The organism is Gordonia sp. OPL2 (assembly GCF_003797825.1).
GTDB lineage: Bacteria > Actinomycetota > Actinomycetes > Mycobacteriales > Mycobacteriaceae > Gordonia.
In genome coordinates this window covers 13,807-31,450 of record NZ_RKME01000030.1, presented here as the reverse complement: position 1 = coordinate 31,450, position 17,644 = coordinate 13,807, and the positions used below count along the sequence as shown (strand labels likewise).

At 66.5% G+C, this 17,644-nt stretch carries 17 protein-coding genes and 1 pseudogene; 9 read left to right on the top strand and 9 right to left on the bottom strand.

Annotated features, from left to right (window positions below):
* The first annotated feature begins 18 nt into the window (after positions 1-18).
* The 3 genes from EEB19_RS21965 to EEB19_RS21955 are packed head-to-tail and all read left to right on the top strand — an operon-like array spanning position 19 to position 3,002.
* Positions 19-897 (top strand): LysR family transcriptional regulator, encoded by an 879-nt coding sequence (locus EEB19_RS21965; protein WP_187589439.1) that lies wholly within the window; start codon positions 19-21, stop codon positions 895-897.
* 39 nt (positions 898-936) lie between these two features.
* Positions 937-1,959 carry an alpha/beta hydrolase gene (locus tag EEB19_RS21960; RefSeq protein WP_187589438.1) on the top strand — a complete coding sequence of 341 codons (1,023 nt, stop codon included), beginning with the start codon at positions 937-939 and terminating at the stop codon, positions 1,957-1,959.
* Positions 1,956-3,002 (top strand): quercetin 2,3-dioxygenase, encoded by a 1,047-nt coding sequence (locus EEB19_RS21955; protein WP_187589437.1) that lies wholly within the window; start codon positions 1,956-1,958, stop codon positions 3,000-3,002. Before EEB19_RS21960 ends, EEB19_RS21955 begins: the two co-directional genes overlap by 4 nt.
* Positions 3,003-3,057: 55 nt before the next feature.
* Here EEB19_RS21955 and EEB19_RS21950 read toward each other — a convergent pair whose 3' ends face one another.
* The 5 genes from EEB19_RS21950 to EEB19_RS21930 all read right to left on the bottom strand — a co-directional run bounded on the left by EEB19_RS21950 (position 3,058) and on the right by EEB19_RS21930 (position 8,581).
* Positions 3,058-4,389 (bottom strand): FMN-binding glutamate synthase family protein, encoded by a 1,332-nt coding sequence (locus EEB19_RS21950; protein WP_187589436.1) that lies wholly within the window; start codon positions 4,387-4,389, stop codon positions 3,058-3,060.
* A gap of 129 nt (positions 4,390-4,518) precedes the next feature.
* On the bottom strand, positions 4,519-5,214 hold the full coding sequence (locus EEB19_RS21945) for a protein glxC (protein ID WP_187589435.1): 696 nt from the start codon (positions 5,212-5,214) through the stop codon (positions 4,519-4,521).
* Entirely contained in the window at positions 5,202-6,107 is a 906-nt protein-coding gene (locus tag EEB19_RS21940; RefSeq protein ID WP_187589434.1) for a glutamine amidotransferase, read from the bottom strand. Before EEB19_RS21940 ends, EEB19_RS21945 begins: the two co-directional genes overlap by 13 nt.
* A 49-nt stretch (positions 6,108-6,156) precedes the next feature.
* Positions 6,157-7,503, bottom strand: coding sequence for a type III glutamate--ammonia ligase (glnT, locus tag EEB19_RS21935; protein ID WP_187589433.1), 1,347 nt, complete (start codon positions 7,501-7,503; stop codon positions 6,157-6,159).
* Between the two features lie 190 nt (positions 7,504-7,693).
* A complete protein-coding gene (locus EEB19_RS21930) occupies positions 7,694-8,581 on the bottom strand; it encodes a LysR family transcriptional regulator (protein ID WP_187589432.1) in 888 nt (295 codons plus the stop codon).
* Between the two features lie 113 nt (positions 8,582-8,694).
* On the opposite strand from EEB19_RS21930, the gene EEB19_RS21925 reads away from it, so the two are divergent.
* The 5 genes and pseudogenes from EEB19_RS21925 (at position 8,695) to EEB19_RS27150 (ending at position 12,527) form a co-directional block, all read left to right on the top strand.
* Positions 8,695-9,312 (top strand): HutD family protein, encoded by a 618-nt coding sequence (locus EEB19_RS21925; RefSeq protein WP_187589431.1) that lies wholly within the window; start codon positions 8,695-8,697, stop codon positions 9,310-9,312.
* The gene (locus EEB19_RS21920) at positions 9,309-10,559 is read left to right on the top strand and encodes an allantoate amidohydrolase (protein ID WP_222929966.1); all 1,251 of its coding nucleotides are present in this window, start codon (positions 9,309-9,311) and stop codon (positions 10,557-10,559) included. The genes EEB19_RS21925 and EEB19_RS21920 overlap by 4 nt, the downstream gene beginning before the upstream one ends.
* A 50-nt stretch (positions 10,560-10,609) precedes the next feature.
* Positions 10,610-11,803, top strand: a complete 1,194-nt coding sequence (locus EEB19_RS21915; protein ID WP_187589430.1) for an FAD-binding oxidoreductase — start codon at positions 10,610-10,612, stop codon at positions 11,801-11,803.
* Between the two features lie 60 nt (positions 11,804-11,863).
* Entirely contained in the window at positions 11,864-12,127 is a 264-nt protein-coding gene (locus tag EEB19_RS21910; protein WP_262365848.1) for a type II toxin-antitoxin system Phd/YefM family antitoxin, read from the top strand.
* 3 nt (positions 12,128-12,130) lie between these two features.
* Positions 12,131-12,527, top strand: a pseudogene (locus EEB19_RS27150) (type II toxin-antitoxin system VapC family toxin).
* 27 nt (positions 12,528-12,554) lie between these two features.
* Here the strand turns inward: EEB19_RS27150 and EEB19_RS21900 are convergent.
* Positions 12,555-13,586 (bottom strand): hypothetical protein, encoded by a 1,032-nt coding sequence (locus EEB19_RS21900; protein ID WP_187589429.1) that lies wholly within the window; start codon positions 13,584-13,586, stop codon positions 12,555-12,557.
* Positions 13,587-13,668: 82 nt separating this feature from the next.
* Here EEB19_RS21900 and EEB19_RS21895 point away from each other — a divergent pair, with 82 nt between their 5' ends.
* Positions 13,669-14,262, top strand: a complete 594-nt coding sequence (locus EEB19_RS21895; RefSeq protein WP_187589428.1) for a TetR/AcrR family transcriptional regulator — start codon at positions 13,669-13,671, stop codon at positions 14,260-14,262.
* 43 nt (positions 14,263-14,305) lie between these two features.
* Here EEB19_RS21895 and EEB19_RS21890 read toward each other — a convergent pair whose 3' ends face one another.
* The 3 genes from EEB19_RS21890 to EEB19_RS21880 form a co-directional block, all read right to left on the bottom strand.
* A complete protein-coding gene (locus tag EEB19_RS21890) occupies positions 14,306-15,655 on the bottom strand; it encodes an ammonium transporter (RefSeq protein WP_187589427.1) in 1,350 nt (449 codons plus the stop codon).
* Between the two features lie 61 nt (positions 15,656-15,716).
* Positions 15,717-16,700, bottom strand: a complete 984-nt coding sequence (locus tag EEB19_RS21885; RefSeq protein WP_187589426.1) for a DUF3445 domain-containing protein — start codon at positions 16,698-16,700, stop codon at positions 15,717-15,719.
* Positions 16,697-17,620: a PDR/VanB family oxidoreductase gene (locus EEB19_RS21880; RefSeq protein ID WP_187589470.1), complete on the bottom strand. Its 924-nt coding sequence runs from the start codon at positions 17,618-17,620 to the stop codon at positions 16,697-16,699. The genes EEB19_RS21885 and EEB19_RS21880 overlap by 4 nt, the downstream gene beginning before the upstream one ends.
* Positions 17,621-17,644 lie beyond the last annotated feature (24 nt).

The window sequence follows — 17,644 nt, the reverse complement described above, 5'->3', positions numbered from 1 at the left end:
CTACGATGTGCGAGATCCATGGACATCACCACTCAACAGCTCCGGTGCTTCGTGGCCGTCGCCGAGAACCTGCATTTCGGGCGCGCGGCCGCCGCGTTGCACCTGAGTCCTTCGACGCTGAGTGAGAACGTCGCCGCCCTCGAGAAGCGCGTCGGTAGACCCCTGCTCCGACGGTCGCCCCGTGTCGCCCTCACCGCCGCCGGCGAGGAATTGCTGCCGCTGGCCGGCCAGGCGTTGAGCGCGATGGGCGACGTCCACGAGTGGAGCACTGACGCCCGAAAGCAGGACACCATCCGCGTCGGCCTGATGGTGTCGAGTCGCCGATTTCGCACCGTGATGGCAGGCGCGACGGACGTCATGTCGCAGGTGTCGTGGGAGATCAAGCATCTGGGTTTCGACGGCAGTTATCGGGCCCTGGCCGACGACGTCGTGGACTGCGCGTTCGTCACCGAGGCCGGTCCGGTCCCCGCCGACGTCCGCGCGATGCCTCTCTGGAAGGAGCGTTGCGTCGTCGTGGTGCGCGACGACCACCCGCTGGCCAGACGCGCCGGAGTGCGTCGTGCCGACCTCAGCGGTGAGACCGTGATCGGCGGACGTACGTCGGACTCGTCGTCACGATGGTTGACCACTCTTCTCGGCGACCTCGGCGACGTCCGGGTGCAATCGATCGCCGCCGACTTCGACGAGATCCTCGAATTGTGTGGGGTCGGTGCCGGTATCAACATCGCGGGTGAATCCGCGGCGGGGGCGTATGCGCGACCCGGGCTGTCGTTCATTCCGCTACTCGATCTACCCGACCTGGTGACCCACCTCTGTCTGCCCCCGAACACCTCGTCGGCCCACGTGCTGGAGTTCGCCCGGATCGTGACGGACCTGGCCCGGAGCGTCGACGACTGAGCCGTTCGGGTCACCCGAAGGGTCGTTCACCGATTCCTGATGGACTCCGTCGTGATCCGGCTCCACGATGGGCGGGTGTCGTCGACCATCCCCGTGACTCGAGCCCTGCCACGCACCTTGACCTACGCCGAACGAGAGTCCGGTCCGCTGGTCCTCGACCTCTATCGGCCTGCCGGAGACGTCGTCGTGCCGGTCGTCATCTGGCTGCACGGCGGCGGTTGGTTCACCGGAGACAGAACGCTGGCTCCCGACCTGTGGACGTACTTCGCAGACCGCGGCATCGCGATGGCCGCGATCGAGTACCGGCTCAGCGGTACCGCGGTCTTCCCCGCGCAACTCCACGACGTCCGTGCCGCGATCCGTTTTCTCCGCGCACATTCCGACGACCTCGGACTCGACGGATCACATATCGGACTGTGGGGAGCGTCCGCCGGAGGACACCTCGCAGCACTCGCCGGCCTCACCGGCCATCTCGCCGAACTCGCCGACGAGGGTCTGGACGGTGCGTCGCCCGCCCCCGTCGTGCAGGCGGTCGCCGAGTCGTACGGGCCGGTCGACCTGCTCGGCGACATGGTCGCTCCGGGAGCACCGCTCCCCGGTGCCGACCCTCGGAACTCTCCCGAAGCGCGACTGCTCGGCGGTCTGGCCACGGAACGTCCCGTCGTGGCGACGTCCGCCAGCCCGCATCGCCTGGTCACCGATTCCGCGCCGCCGTTCCAGATCTCCCATGGGACCGCAGACGTCTTGGTCCCACCCGACCACAGCGCCTTACTGTTCGACACCCTTGTCGCACACAGCGTTACCGCGAACCTCTATCTGGTCGACGACTACCGGCACGGCTTCCTCAACCCACCGGGTCGGCTCGATGTCGCCATGGCACAGGTGATGGACGACGGCCGCCTGACCACCGAGGGGTCGGCGCCTGCAACGCTGCGCTCGTCGTCGGAGCCGGGGTCACCTCTCCGCACCGTCTTCACCTTCGACGTCGTCGGACGGTTCTTCGAACACCACTTGATGAGATCAACCACCGAAACACCGTTCCCACAGAAGGATTTCGCATGACTGTCGACCTCGAATCGATCCATCGCCGTGCACCCGTCGTCGGCGAGCTTCCCGGTGAACCCGTCCCCTACCTGATGCCGTCGGGCGAGGGCAGACGGTACGAGATCGGTCGTCAGCTCTGGACCGTCGTCGCCCGATCAGCCGACAGCGGAGGCGAGTTCGATGCCGCATTCGTGCTCGGGCCGCGCGGGTCCGGCGCGCCGTTCCACATGGTCGAACGGCAGCGATCGTTCTACGTCTTCGACGGCGCGATCCAGTTCTGGATTCCCGGCGAGAGTCGCGTCCTCGGTCCCGGAGACTCGATCCACGTTCCTGCGGGAACACCGGTGGCATACCGCTTCCTGCACCACATGTCGCGGTTCCTCGTGTACTCCGCGCCTGGCGGCTCGCTCGACGAGTTGTACGACAGCGGATCTGATGTCGCCGCACGCATCTACTCCGCGGAGCATGTCGCCGACGAGGACCGCGGATCGCTGCCGCCCGGGTGGCTGCCCGTCGACGCCCCCTACGTCGACGCATCGGACGTGTGGGACGAGACGCTGCCGGCGATCACACAGGCGTACTTTCAGCGCGCCCACACCGGCGACCACCGCGCGTGGCCGGATGCGATCAACACGTTCTCCGCGCGCGGTGTCACCACCGACCGTCGGTACTTCTCGGTCACCACCCTCGGCAACCGGCAACCCTACATCCCCGCCCACTTCCACCGGCTGCACACCGAGAACTTCTTCTGCCTGTCCGGACGGATCTGGTTGTGGGTCAACGGCACCGAGGTACTCCTCACTCCCGGCGATTTCGTGCACGCGCCCGCCGGAACCATTCACAGCTATGCGTTGGGCGCCCACAACACCCGGATGCTGGGTGTCCTGACCGGCGACGTGTTCGAGCCGTTCTTCGACCGCACCGGCGAACCGACCACCGACAGCGTCTACACCGAGGGCCTGGTGAACCCGGCGACCCTGTTCGAGAAGCTCGGCCAGATCTCCGACCTGGACGTGGAGATGGTCGGTCCGCCGCCCACGTCGGCGTACGGCCATCTGTGACGCGTCGGCTACGGGCCGGGGAGCTTATCCGGCGCACTCCCCGGCCGTAGAGCGATCAGAAACCGCTGCCCGGAATCCAACTCGTGCCGGCCAACGGCACCCGGGCCATCGCCGACGCCTCGATGGTGATCGCGACCAGGTCCTCGGGCTCGAGGTGCTGCAGATGCGCCTTGCCGCAGGCACGCGCGATGGTCTGCGCCTCCATCGTCATCACGCGCAGGAAGTTGGCCAGCCGGCGGCCACCCTCGACCGGATCGAATCGGGCCGAGAGTTCCGGGTCCTGCGTGGTGATGCCGGCGGGGTCCCGACCCTCTTGAAAATCGTCGTAGAAGCCCGCCGCCGAACCCAGCTCCTCGTACTCGGCCGAGTACCGGGGATCGTTGTCGCCCAGGGCGATCAATGCAGCGGTGCCGATCGCAACAGCATCGGCACCGAGGGCCATCGCCTTGGCGACGTCGGCACCGTTACGGATACCACCCGACACGATGAGCTGGACCTCTCGATGAACCCCCAACTCCTGCAACGCCTGCACAGCTTGCGGAATCGCGGCGAGCGTCGGAATCCCCACATGTTCGATGAACACGTCCTGGGTCGCAGCGGTGCCGCCCTGCATGCCGTCGACGACGACGACGTCGGCGCCCGAGTGCACGGCCAGCTTCACGTCGTAGTAGGTGCGGGTCGCGCCGACCTTGACGTAGATCGGCTTCTCCCAGTCGGTGATCTCACGCAGTTCGCTGATCTTGATCGCGAGGTCGTCCGGCCCGGTCCAGTCCGGATGCCGGCAGGCACTGCGCTGATCGATCCCCTCCGGCAGAGTGCGCATCGACGCGATGCGCTCGGAGATCTTCTGGCCCAGCAGCATTCCACCTCCGCCGGGCTTGGCTCCCTGCCCCAACACGATCTCGATCGCGTCGGCGCGACGCAGGTCGTCGGGATTCATCCCGTAACGCGACGGAAGATACTGGTAGACCAGGTTCTTCGACTGACCGCGCTCCTCCGGGGTCATCCCACCGTCACCGGTGGTCGTCGACGTCCCCACCTCCGAAGCACCGCGGCCCAACGCCTCCTTGGCGCCCGCCGACAACGCGCCGAAGCTCATCCCGGCGATGGTGACCGGGGTGTCGAGATGCAAGGGGAACTTGGCATTCCGCGCACCGAGCACGACGTCGGTGTCGCAGCGTTCGCGGTAGCCCTCCAACGGATAGCGCGACATCGAGGCGCCCAGGAAGAGCAGATCGTCGAAGTGCGGCAGCTTACGCTTGGCGCCCCACCCGCGGATGTCGTAGATGCCGGTGTCGGCGGCCCGCTGGATCGCTGCGATGGTGGTGCGGTCGAACGTGGCGGACTCGCGGAGCCCGCGCTGTTCGACGCTGCGGTTGTCGGTCATGGTGTTCTCCTGTATCGACTGGTCCCTGAGGAGTCCGGAGCGCTAGCGGAGGGACGTCACGAAGGGTCGCCCTTCGTGACGCTCGGCTGGCGCCTCGCTCCTGAAGGGTCCAGTGGGTGCGAAAGGTCCTCAGTAGGCCGACGTGTTGTCGACGTGGAAGTGGTAGAGCTCGCGGGCGGATCCGTAACGCGTGTAGTCCTTCGGGTCGTCGTCCTTGAACCCGGCGGCCTTGAGCAGGCCGGCCAGTTCGTCGAGATGCTCGGCACGCATCGGCTTCGCGATGCAGTCGGCACCGAGGGAACCCACGTCGCCGCGGACATAGATGCGCGTCTCGTAGATCGAATCACCCAGCCCGTCACCGGCATTGCCGCGGATGACGAGACGACCGGCCTGAGCCATGAATGCGCTGTTGTGGCCGACATCGCCGCCGACGACGATGTCGACCCCCTTCATGGAGATCCCACACCGTGCCGCCGCGTCCCCTTCGACGACCAGCAGGCCGCCATGGGCGGTCGCTCCGGCCGACTGCGACGCGTTGCCCTTGACGACGACGGTCCCGCTCATCATGTTCTCGGCGACACCTGTTCCGGCGTTGCCGTTGATGGTGATCTCGGCCTGCTGGTTCATCCCGGCGGCGTAGTAGCCGACGTGTCCGTTGACGGTGATCTTGACCGGTGCGTTGACCCCGGCGGCGACGCTGTGGGCGCCCGCCGGGTTGTCGATCACGATCTCGCCGGACACATCGTCACTGTGCAAGGCGCCGTTGACCTCTCGCAGAGAGGTGGTGGCGAGGTCGAATGTGTGGTTGGGGTTCAGCGTGTCCATGCGTAGACCACCTCCGGCTCGGGTTCCCAGATACGTGCTTCGGCGACGCCGGGCAGGTGAGCCAGGGCGCGGTACTCGCTGGCCATGGCGACCCAGTCGTCGGTTTCGGCGATGACCGCCGGCTTGCAGGCGATGGCGTCGCGCACCACGGCGAACGAATCGTGATTCGACACGAGAAGCGTGTAGAAGCCGTCGAAGGTGGCACACACCTCCTTCAGAGCAGTCTCGACGTCCTTACCCTGCGCGAGCTGGTGCGCGACAAAGCGTGCGCCCACCTCGGTGTCGTTCTCGCTGTCGAAGGACACGCCCTCGGCGCGCAGTTCGCGACGGATCGTCGCGTGGTTGGAGAACGATCCGTTGTGCACCAGGCACTGCTCGGGCCCGACGGCGAACGGGTGAGCACCCGACGCGGTCACGGCCGACTCTGTGGCCATGCGCGTGTGCCCGACGCCCTGCCAGCCACTCGCGGTCGACAATCCCCACGCCTGCACGAGGTCACGCGGCGCGCCAACGCCCTTGAGAACCGTCAGGTCGGCACCGAATCCGGCTACCAGCGCGTCCGGGTAGACCGTGGTGGCCGTCGCGAGGAGGGCTTCGGAGTCGACGTCCGCGCTCAGCACGAGCGTGTCGTCGACGAGGCGCGCCGCGACCTCACCACCGAGGGCCTTGCTCACGGCCTCGGCGGCAACGTCGAGTTCGTCTGCACCGACGCCGGTTTCGAGCAGCGACACACAGCCCTGCCCGGCCGGTGACCAGGTCGGATCGCCATAGATGGCGATGCCGGCTGAGTCGGCGCCACGGTCCTGCATCTCGCCCAGCATTTGGCCGAGGAGCTCACCGAGGCGGGGATGGAGTTCGGGGTTGCGCAGATGCAACCCGACGATTCCGCACATGTCGTCGCTGTCCTTGTCTTTCCGAGGGGGTCTGTCTGAGAAGGGTTGCCTAGAAGGCGGTCAGGTAGTTCTCGATCTCCCAGGGGGAGACCGTGGAATGCCACGCGAAGAACTCCTCGCGCTTGAGTCGGGAGAAGTAGTCGGAGACGAGTCCGGCGTCACCGGGCCCGGTCTCGGGTACCGCGGCGTTGAGGACCCCGGAGATGACCGGGTCCGCCTCGAGCGCCTCGACCGCGTGGAGCAAGGTGAGTGGCAACGACTCGATGTGCTCGGGACATCCACCGAGTGCGCCCGGGTCCAGACTCCGCTTGACTCCGTCGAGGCCTGCGCCGAGCGCTGCCGCGATCGCCAGATACGGGTTGGCCGAGCCGTCGCCCCCGCGGAGCTCGACGCGCTGCTCGTCGGGCACCCGGACGAAGTGGGTCCGGTCGTTGCCGCCGTAGGTGGGTCGACGCGGAGCCCACGACGCACCGGAACGGGTCGCGGTGGCGCCGGTTCGCTTGTAGGAGTTCACCGTCGGGGCCATCACCGCCTGCAACGCACAGGAATGCTCGAGGATACCTCCGACGAATCCGTAAGCGGTGGGCGACAACCCGAGACCACGCTCGTCCTCCCCCGCAGCACCCGGGAACACCGGGGCGCCGCCGGAGGTCAGCGACAGGTGGAAGTGCAGACCGGAACCGGTGCGCTCGGCGAACGGCTTGGGCATGAAGGTGGCGACCATGCCGCGCTCGGCCGCCATCGTCGAGAGCAGGTAGCGAAGGGTGATGACCCGGTCGGCGGTGGTGAGAGCCTCGGCATACTTGAAGTTCTGTTCGAACTGCCCGTTGCCGTCCTCATGGTCGTTCGCGTAGTTGCTCCACCCGAGTTGGTTCATCGCGGTGGAGACCGCCGTCAGATGGTCGTACATGCGGGTCAGACCACGGACGTCGTAGCAGGGCTGGTTCGAGTCGTCGGCGTCGTCGGCGGTGATGAGCGAACCGTCGGCAGCGCGCTTGAGCAGGAAGTACTCGACCTCCGCACCGACCCACGGCTCGAAGCCGGCATCGGCGGCCTGCGCGACGAGCGACTTGAGGATGTTGCGGGGAGCGAACGGCCACGGCTTGCCCTCGACGTGCGGATCGCAATGGACGACCGCCAGGCCCTCCTTGATGAACGGGATCGGCGTGAAAGAGGCCACGTCCGGAATGGCGATGAGGTCGGGGTCCTTCGGCTCCTGCCCGATGGCACCCACCGCGTAACCGGCGAAACCGACTCCGTCAGAGGCCAGTTCGTCGACCGCCTCGACGGGCACGAGCTTGGCGCAGGGCTTGCCGCGGAGGTCGACGAACAGGGCCAGGATGAACGTCGTCCCGGTGGCCGCGCACAGGTCGGCGAGTTCGTTGCGGTCGGTCATGGTGGTTCTCCGTCAGTGAGGGTGTCGAGATCAGTATGTCTGCTGTTAGGAAACTTTGTCTACACCGAGTAGACATTCTGATTATTTCCACCCTGTTACGGCGTCGTGAGTCCTGTGTGTCGATCGAGCCCGATCACGTGGCAACCGTCAGGAGATCGCCACAGATGTCCGCACCGGAGATCCCCGGCACTCACTCATCCACCCGCTGCGCCGCCCGCAGACACTCGACGAAGCCCTCGACGGCCGGGTTCGACGATTCCTCCGGACGCGCGATGAGCAGAGCCGTCGTCGGCGCACCCTCGATGGGCCGGATGACGACGTCCGCTGGCCGGAATCGGGACACCGATGCCGGGAGGATCGAGATGCCCACCCCGGCGGACACGAGCCCGGCCACGGTCTCGTGGTGAATCGCCTCCTGGACCACGACGGGTTCGGCGCCGACCGAGGCGAACATCGCCCATATCTGTGCCACGTAGGCGGGCATCAGATCGTTCGGAAAGAGGATCAGTCGCTCGTCGACGAGATCGTCGACCCGGACACCGGCGTGCGATGCCAGGGGATGCTCGACCGGCAGGACGGCGACCATCGGCTCCGAGAACAACGGTTCCACCACGAGCCCGGGTTCGGCGCCGCCCGATCGGATGAGCCCGATGTCGAGCGCACCCGCCGCGAGCGCATCGAGTTGTTCGCGGGTTGTCAGCGGAGACAGGTCGACCCGCACATGTGGATGGATCTCACGGAAGATCCGCAGCCCGGGCGGCAGAACGGTGCCGCTGGCCGAGCTGACGAACCCGACCCGGATGCGCCCGCGACGACCCTCCGCGTGATCGCGCGCCTCGAGCACCGCATCGTCGAGTCGCTCGAGCAGTTCCCCCACGCGATCCGCGAACACTTCCCCGGCGCCGGTCAGAGCGACGCGCCGGGTGGTGCGGTCGAACAAGCGAGCGCCCACCTCTCGCTCGAGATCCTTGATGTGCGCGGTGAGCGGCGGCTGCGAGATATGCAGACGTGCGGCCGCGCGGCCGAAGTGCAGTTCGTCGGCGAGGACGTGGAAATAGCGCAGGTGGCGGAGCTCCATGGCCACTATTCTCATGAGCAGAATAATGACCGTCAAATACATATTGGATTTTTCTCAATCGGCGTCGTCTACTGAAGACCCACCACCGACATCACCGCGGACGGATCACTCCCATGACGATCGACCACACTCCTCGCACCCATCACGTGATGGCTCCACCGATCGAGCCGATCGTCCGTGCGTCGACACTCCCGCCGGCTCCCTGGCGCAATGGTGCGGGCGTCACCCGGCGCATCGCCTCGGGAAAGACCGCCCTCGACGACATCGCCCCGCCCGACTGGACAGTGAGCCTGGCGGACATCGAGACCGATTGCGCGTTCTCGCTTTTCCCGGGGATGCATCGGACCGCAGTCGTCGTCGGCGACGACGCGGTCGACCTCACCGTCAACGGGACGACGCACACACTCGCACTGCTCGACCGCATCGGCTTCGACGGCGAGGACGATGTTCGCGCCACCCCCACGCGCCGCCCGACCCGATTGCTGAATCTCATGTGCCGTCGCGACACCTGCGCCGGCACGCTCACCCTCCGCAATGTGCGTGGCGTTCACACGATCGGCGCCGACGACGGAGTCGTCCTCACGGTGCTCGCCGGTTCACTCACACTCGGAGATCAGGAGATACGACGCTGGGACAGCGTGCTTCTCGACGGTTCGCCCCGCGAGGTCACCGGCGCCGCGACCGTCGCCGTCGCCCACATCCGCCCGTCCACACAGGAGAGCATCTCGTGACCGAATCCATCACCCGCACAACCTCCGTCAGCGGTCTGCTCGCCGAGATCGCCGACATCGGAACCGACAGCGCCCGAGGTGGTTACAGCCGACCCGTCTACTCCCACGCCGAACTCGAGCTGCGTGAGTGGTTCATCGCGGCGGCCGGCGCGCGTTCCCTCCCGACCGAGACCGACCGCAACGGAATCCTCTGGGCGTGGTGGAACCCGGAGGGATTGCCACTCGCCGACGTGGTGGTCACCGGGAGCCATCTCGACTCGGTCCCCGGCGGCGGAGCGTTCGACGGCCCGCTCGGGGTCGCCTCCGCCCTCGCCGCCATCGACTCGCTCCAGGCGAGCGGACTCCGGCCCGAACGGCCTCTTGCTCTCGCCGTCTTCCCCGAAGAGGAGGGCTCTCGCTACGGACTCGCCTGCCTCGGATCGCAATTGATGACCGGCGCCGTCACACCAGAGCGTGCGGCTGCGCTCACCGACGCCGACGGGACCACCTTCGCCGATCTCGCTGTTCACAACGGCCTCGATCCTCGCGGAATCGGCCGCGACGACGAACGACTCGCGCAGATCGGATCTTTCGTCGAACTCCATGTCGAGCAGGGTCGCGGACTGATCGACCAGGGCCGTGCCATCGCGATCGGTTCGTCGATCCTCGGTCACGGACGGTGGCGGCTGTCGTTCAGCGGGCAGGGAAACCACGCGGGCACCACCCTGATGGACGACCGTCGGGATCCGATGCTCGCCGCGGCCGCCACGGTTCTCGATGTCCGGCGCCTCGGCAGGAAAGTCGACGGCGCGCGTGCCACCGTCGGGAAACTCGATCCCGTCCCGGGCGGTAGCAATGTCATCGCCTCCCGGGTCGACGTGTGGCTCGATGTCCGTCACTCCGACGACGCGGTGGTCGCCGCGCTGGTCGCCGACATCGCGGCCGTTGCACGGGAACACGCCGCTGCCGAGAACTGCGGGATGACCCTCACCGAGGCGTCGATGAGTCCCCGCGTCGACTTCCATCCCGGCCTTCGCGGCCGACTGTCCACGATCCTGCCCGACGCACCGATCCTCCCCACCGGCGCCGGCCACGACGCCGGGGTGCTCAAGGAGGAGATCCCCACCGCGATGTTGTTCGTCCGGAACCCCACCGGGATCTCGCACTCGCCCGACGAGTACGTCGAAGATCCCGACGCCGATGCCGGCGGCGACGCACTCGCCACGGTACTCGCCGACCTGCTGACTCAACCGGTCGACATCGACTGAATCTGCCCCACAGCTCTTTCCACATCTCTCCACCGAAAGTGAACCCCGACATGACCTCCACCACCACCCGCTTCCTGATCATCGGCGGCGGCCTCGAAGGACTCGCGATCGCTTGGTCGCTGGCCGATCAGGGCGAGACCGATGTTCTCGTCGTCGAACGCGACACCCTGTGTTCCGGTATGACCGGAAAGTCCAGCGGCGTCGTGCGCTGCCACTACGGCAATCCGTCGCTCGCGGCGATGTCCTGGTACGGCGTCGACATCTTCACCCGCGCAACCGAACTCTTCGGCGACGACATGGCGTTTCAGCAGTGTGGCTACGTCGTCGGTGTCGGCGAGAACAATGTGGCCCCGTTGAACGCCAACGTCGAGATGATGCAGGGCCTCGGCATCGACGTCTCGCTCATCGGCCACGACACGATGGCCGAACTGTGGCCGGGACTGCATCTCGACGACTTCGCTGCCTTCGCCTACGAGCCGCTCGGCGGCCGCGGTGAGGCCTACATGGCGGGCATGGCATTCGCCGCGGCCGCACGCAAGCTCGGCGTGAAGGTCCGCCAGTCGACCACGGTCACGAAGCTCCTGCAGGGCGACGACGATCGGGTCGTCGGTGCCGAGCTCGCCGACGGCAGCACCATCCACGCGGACACCGTGATCGTCGCGGCAGGACCATGGACACCGGCGCTGACCGAACCGGTCGGTGTAGCGGTCGACGTCCGGGCCCAGCGGGCGCAGCTCGTGCTCATCGACCAAGGCGAACCGACCCCGGTGGTTCCCGTCCTGTCCGATCTGGCCGGACTCTCGTACGTCTGCCGCGAGCCCAATGGCGAACTCCTCGTGGGCAACTCCGACCACGCAGCCCCGCAGTACATCGATCCCGACAACTACATCAACCGCGCCGACGAGAGCACCATCGACAAGATCATCATGAAGATGGGTCATCGCCTGCCGGACATGCCCGACCCGCGCATCACGAGCAGCTACGTCGGCGCCTACGACGTCACCCCCGACTACAACCCGATCATCGGGCCGTCACCAGTCGACGGCCTGTTCCTGGCGACCGGTTTCTCCGGTCACGGATTCAAGATCTCCCCCGCCGTCGGCAAACTCGTCGCCGACCTTCTGCTCAGCGGTTCGACGACACTGAAGAACGTCGATCCGCATGACTTCCGGTACTCGCGATTCGCCGAGGGCGACCTCCTGCTGAGCCTGAACCCGTATGAGGGGGCAGGCGAGATGCGATGAGGCTCAGCCGCTGAACAACACCGTGGCGGTAGTAGCACATCATGTGCTACTACCGCCTCCATGACGACCATCGGTGTCCGCGAGCTCTGCCGGCACGCCTCTCGCTACCTCGCGCAGGTCGAAGCGGGCGACGAGATCTCGATCACCAATCGCGGCAAGACGGTGGCACGACTCGTGCCGGTCTCTCCCGAGACCTCAGGACCCGAGGCCTTGATCAGGACCGGTGTCCTCACGCCCACGCGGAGCCCCGGCTATCCACATGATCGCGGTCGAGGACCTGCCCGTCGGAGACCTGACGTCGGAGCTCGACCGCGTGCGCGATGAACGATGATCTACGCGTACACCTCTGCCATCGTCAAACTCGTCGTGTCCGAGGCCGAGACATCTGCACTCATCGCCTGGCTACGGCAGCATGCCGATGAGAACCTCGTGACCAGCGCGTTGACACGAGTCGAACTGATGCGCACCGCAGTTCGCGACGGAAGCAGCGGACTGGTGGATCGCGCGGGCAAAGTGCTCGACGGCATCGACATCATCCCCATCACCGAGGCCGTCATCACGCGCGCCGAGACAATCGGTCCATCGACCCTGCGTTCACTGGACGCCATCCACCTCGCATCGGCCGCCCACATCGACGAGCAACTCACCGGTGCTCACTTACGACCGCCGACTGTTGGAGGAATGCGCCCACGTCGGTTACCCCACATGGTCACCCGCACAGTGATCAACGGATCCACGCAGGCATCGAAGGCTACGAGGTCACGACACCGTCATCGACCGCATGCCGTCCGATGTGGATCTCGTCCTCATCGACCTCGTGGGAACGCCGGTTCCGCCAGACGCCCACGACGTACAGCGCGAGGCCGCCGAGCAACCAGCAGACCAGCACCACGATCGCGTGCAGCGCCCCGTTCCCGTTGAAGAAGGCCACGTCTCGCAGCATGGTGCCGGTGGCACCGGGCGGCAGGAGCTGGCCGATGTAGCCCCACGGCGTGGGCAGCATCTCCGGTGCGCTCGCCAACCCCGACAACGGGTTACCGAGGAAGATCAACAGGATCGCGGCGATGCCCAGACCGGCCCCGCCGAGGAGCTCGCGCAGTCCGAGGACGGCGAAACACGTTGCGGCGATGCCCAACATCGCGGCCAGACTGGTCACCCAGTAGTTCCCGTCGAAAGTGCCGATCACATAGGTCAGGGTTGCCACCAGGACGAGCCCACCCACCACCGAGACACCGAGTGCGGTGAGCACACGCGCGCCCGGGGTATGGATGAGCAACATGATGACCATGGCGCTGATCCAGCCGCCCAGTGCGAGCGGCAGTGCGCCTGCGGCGAGACCCGCCCCCTTGGGATCGTCCGGCGGGAATGATCGGATGTCGACAGTGTTCGAGGATCCACCTGCAGCCTGGGAGACGCGGGTGCCGATTGCCGAGATAGCCGTGGCCACAGTCGGACTCGCCGCCGAGGCGACCATCGCATCGACGTTACGGCCTTCGACGATCAGCGCCCCGTAGATGTCGCGGTGTTCAATGGCGTCGCGTGCAGCGTCCGAACTGTCGTAGCGGGTGACGTCGAACCCATCGAGTTGTTGGCTCAGTCGGTCGGCCTGCGCCGCGGGTGCGACCACCCCGATCGGTACATCGTGCGGACCGGAGTTCGCGGCCGGCAGCGCGAACGCAGTGACCATCGCGGCCAGGAGCGCGGCGACCCCGACGACGAGTCCGATGATGGTGCGCGGATTGGGACGGGTTCCGGTTCCGCCCGCCGGGGCCAGCATTGCCATGTCAGATCCTTAAGAGACGGTACGTTTCCTAAGAGGGTAAGTTATGGTGCTTAGAAACGCAACGTTTCTTACAGGGAGAGTCATGGCAACACGACGCCGGGGCGCCGATCTCGAGGCCGCGATCCATGCCGCCGTGCAGAGCGAGTTGATGACACACGGCTATGCCGGACTGACCTTCGAAGGTGTGGCCGCGGCCGCGGAGACCAGCAAGGCCGTCTTGTATCGGCGGTGGCCGACCAAGGCCTCGATGGTGTTCGCGTCGATGGTCGGCGCGGACTCGTCCCCGCTGCACACCCCCGACACCGGATCGCTGGTCGGCGATCTCACCCAGTTGTTGCGCGACGGCAATGCGCTCTTCTCGCACCGCGGCCGGGGCATGATCCTCGGCATCCTCTCCGATGCCGACGAGACGACCGCCCAGGCCATGCGGGAGGTCATCTTTCGTCGGTCGGCAGAGGTCGTCGGCCCGATCGTCGAACACGCCCGTGAGAGAGGCGAACTCGGGCCGACCCCGATCCCCACGCGAGCGCTGGCATTACCGATGGATCTGCTGCGCAATGAGACGCTCTTGCGCCGGTCGCTCGACGACGCGGGAATCGCCGAGATCGTCGAGGTCTGCGCGGTGCCGTTGTTCCGGGCGTTGAGCTCGGCAGACGACAGCGGGGGTCCACCGTGACCGGTGAACCCCCGCTCTCTGTCGTGAACGGCGCCGACGTGGATCAGGTGGATACCGGCATCGGCTCCGCGGCCCCTGTACTCGCCGGACCGACCTTCGGCGGAACGGTCGCGACCAGGCCCGGTGCGTGTCCCACTCCGGCTGCGGGGATCTCGTACGCGGTCTCGGCGTGCACGGTGGAGTCGAGTCCGGTCATCTCGGTCTCCTCGTCGACGCGCAGGGTCATCACCTTGTCGAGCCCCTTCGCGATCAGCCAGGTCATGACGAAGGAGTAGGTGCAGGTGATGACGATGCCCGCCAACTCCTTCCACAGGATGCCGATGTCGCCACCGAACAGGATGCCCTGCACTCCGGCGGGAGCGGACTCCGAGGCGAACAACACGATGCACAGGGTGCCGACGATGCCGCCGACACCGTGCACGGCGAACGCGTCCAGGGTGTCGTCGACCTTGAACTTGCTCTTGAAGCTGAGCAGTAGGGCGACGACGGCCGCGGCGAGCAGTCCGACGCCCAGCGCGCCGAGCGGAGTCATGGTGTTGGCGGCCGGAGTGATCCCGACGAGACCTGCGACGGCGCCGGTGATCAGGCCGAGGGAGGTGGCATGACCCTCACGCCACTTCTCGATGAGGCAGAAGCCGATCATGCCCGCACTGCCGGCGAGCAGGGTGTTGAGGATGACGACCTGGGTGAGGAAGCTGGCACCGAGAGCGCAGCTGCCGTTGAACCCGAACCACCCGAACCAGAGGATGCCACCGCCGAGCAACGCCATCGGCACGTTGTTCGGGCGCTCCATCCGTTTGCGGCGGGCGCCGAGCACCATCGCGAGGGCCAAAGCCGCCACACCGGAGTTCATGTGAACCGCGGTGCCACCGGCGTAGTCGTGGATGCCGATGTCGTTCAACAGGAATCCACCGCTGATGCCGTCACCGTCGGCGGCGAACACCCAGTGCGCGACCGGAAAGTACACCAGAGTCAGCCAGATCGGCGCGAAGACCAGCCAAGCGGAGAACTTCATCCGGCCGGCCGCACCGCTGGCGACGATGGCGATGGTGATCGCGGCGAACAGGATGAACCAGGCCGCGAAGTACAACACCTGAGTGCTGCCCGAGCCGTCGTCGGCCATGTTCGACCCGAGACCGATGTAGTCCATCGGATTACCGATGATGCCCCAGTCGTTCACCGACGGTCCCGACACGAGACCGTAGCCGTAGAGCACATAGAGCACGCTCGTGATGCCCAGGGTGACCATCACCATGGTCATCATGTTCAGGACGTTGCGTGACCCGACCATACCCCCGTAGTAGAGGGCTAGGCCGGGAAACATCAGCAGCACAAAGACAAATGCCGCGAGCATCCACGCCAGATCGGCGTTGGCGGCGAGTATGGGTTCCATTCAAGAATCCTCGGGTCATGTTGTGGGACAGACAAATCGAAGGGACAAACTGAGGCGGACGTCACTGTCCGCGAAGATGTGCGACGACGTGGTCGCGATAGCCCAGGAAGCCCTTGTAGGCGGCGATCGGCTCGCTGAGCGACTCGATGACGGTGGCGAGTTGGCCGGCCCATTCCGGGATGCGCCTGATCTCCGCGAGCGAGGCCATGAAGGTGCGGATGTTGAAGGTGACGGCTCCGGTCATCGGGAGCCGGATGAAGTGCTCGAGTTCGATGCGCAGGTGCACTCGGTCGAAGTCCCTGTCCTGCAACATCTGCGGGATGTCACCGGACCATTCGGGCAGCTCCTCCAGACTCACGTCGAGTTTCGGTGAATCCGACGCGGACAACGTCCAGTTGACCCGTCGGTACACCTGGTCGGCGGGGAGTCGGCGGAGGAATTGCTCGGCCCGCGCCACGATCCCCTGCCGGGTGAGACCCGGTACGGGAGCGTGGATCTCGTACATGTCCATACCGACGTCGAAGGACACCGACCAGGCCGCGGCGAAGGTGACGGCTCCCGCATCGAAATAGAGGTGCCCGTCACGCTCGATCACCAGCAACAGATCGTCGGGAACCTCCCGGGCGAGGAAGTCGAGCGGACCGTTCGGCAGCGACGAGTCCACACCCAGCACGAAATACTGATCGGTTCCGAGAAGATCATTGCGCCAGTGGAAGCGGGCATCCCCGTACTCGGTCAGGTGCATCGCGTCGGGATGGCTCAACGCGAGGTCACGGAGGTAATAGAGCAACAGATCCCAACACGCGAGTTCCATCCCGGGCCGGACCTTGACCCGGTGCGGGTCCGCATCGAGGATGCGACGACGCTCGGCCATGATCGTCGGATACTCGATCCCACCGAGATCGACGATGTTTCTTCCCCATTCGCCGCCGCGGGTCGCGCGGGGTATCCGCGCCGGCTCGACATTGACGCTGTAGCGGAACTCCTCGAGCTCATCCGGGAACGGCCAGGGCAGATTCGCCAGGTGATCCACGGTGGTCGTCATAGGTCCACCTCGATGTCCTCACCGCGGGAGACGCAGCACAGCATGCTGTCGCCGGCATCCCGCTCGTCGTCGGTCAACACGAAGTCCCGGTGTTCGATGACACCGGATCGGACTCCGATGCGGCACTCACCGCACACTCCCTGCCGGCACAGATTCGCAACGGGGAGCCCGTGGTCGAGCATCCGCTGCAGCAGTGACACTCCGGCGGGCACGTCGATCACCGCGCCAGTCGAGGCGACGCGCACCGAGAACGGCTCTCCCGGTTCCTGTTCGGGAGCGGCGAACCGTTCGAGGTGCACGCGCGCCGCCGGCCATCCGGCCAGCTCCGCGGCGGCGGTATAGGTGTCGAGCATGGCGGCGGGCCCGCACGCATAGGCGTGGGTGCCCAGTGGCTGCGCGCCGAAGCGGTCGGCGAGCAGCCACCTCGTGTCGTCTGCGCCGGACACCTCGAACAGGGTCAGACCGGAATCATCTCCGAGTGAACGCAACTCGTCGAGATGAGCGGCGTGACCGGGACGATAGGAGTAGACGATGTCGGCTGTTGCGCCCCGCCGGGCCAACGACCGTGCGTGCGACAAGATGGGGGTGATCCCGATCCCGCCGGCCACCAACAGGGCGTGCCGCTGATCCCACACCGGCGCGAACATCGATCGCGGCCCTTCGACATCGAGGAGCCCACCCTCGACGACGTTGTCGTGCAGCCAGTCCGAGCCGCCGCCCGCGCCGCGCCGGAGCACGGAGATGCCATAGCTGGACGGAAGCATCCCGTCGTCGACGAGCGAGTACGCGTTGCGATGCGCGCCCGCACCCACGATCAGGTGACTGCCCGGCTGATAGGACGCCAGGGGTGACCCGTCGGCGGAGACCAGCCTGACATGGCTGATCTCGGGCGTCAGGGCGGTGACCTGGACGACCCGCATCGTCCGCGGACCGGTGCGGTAGCC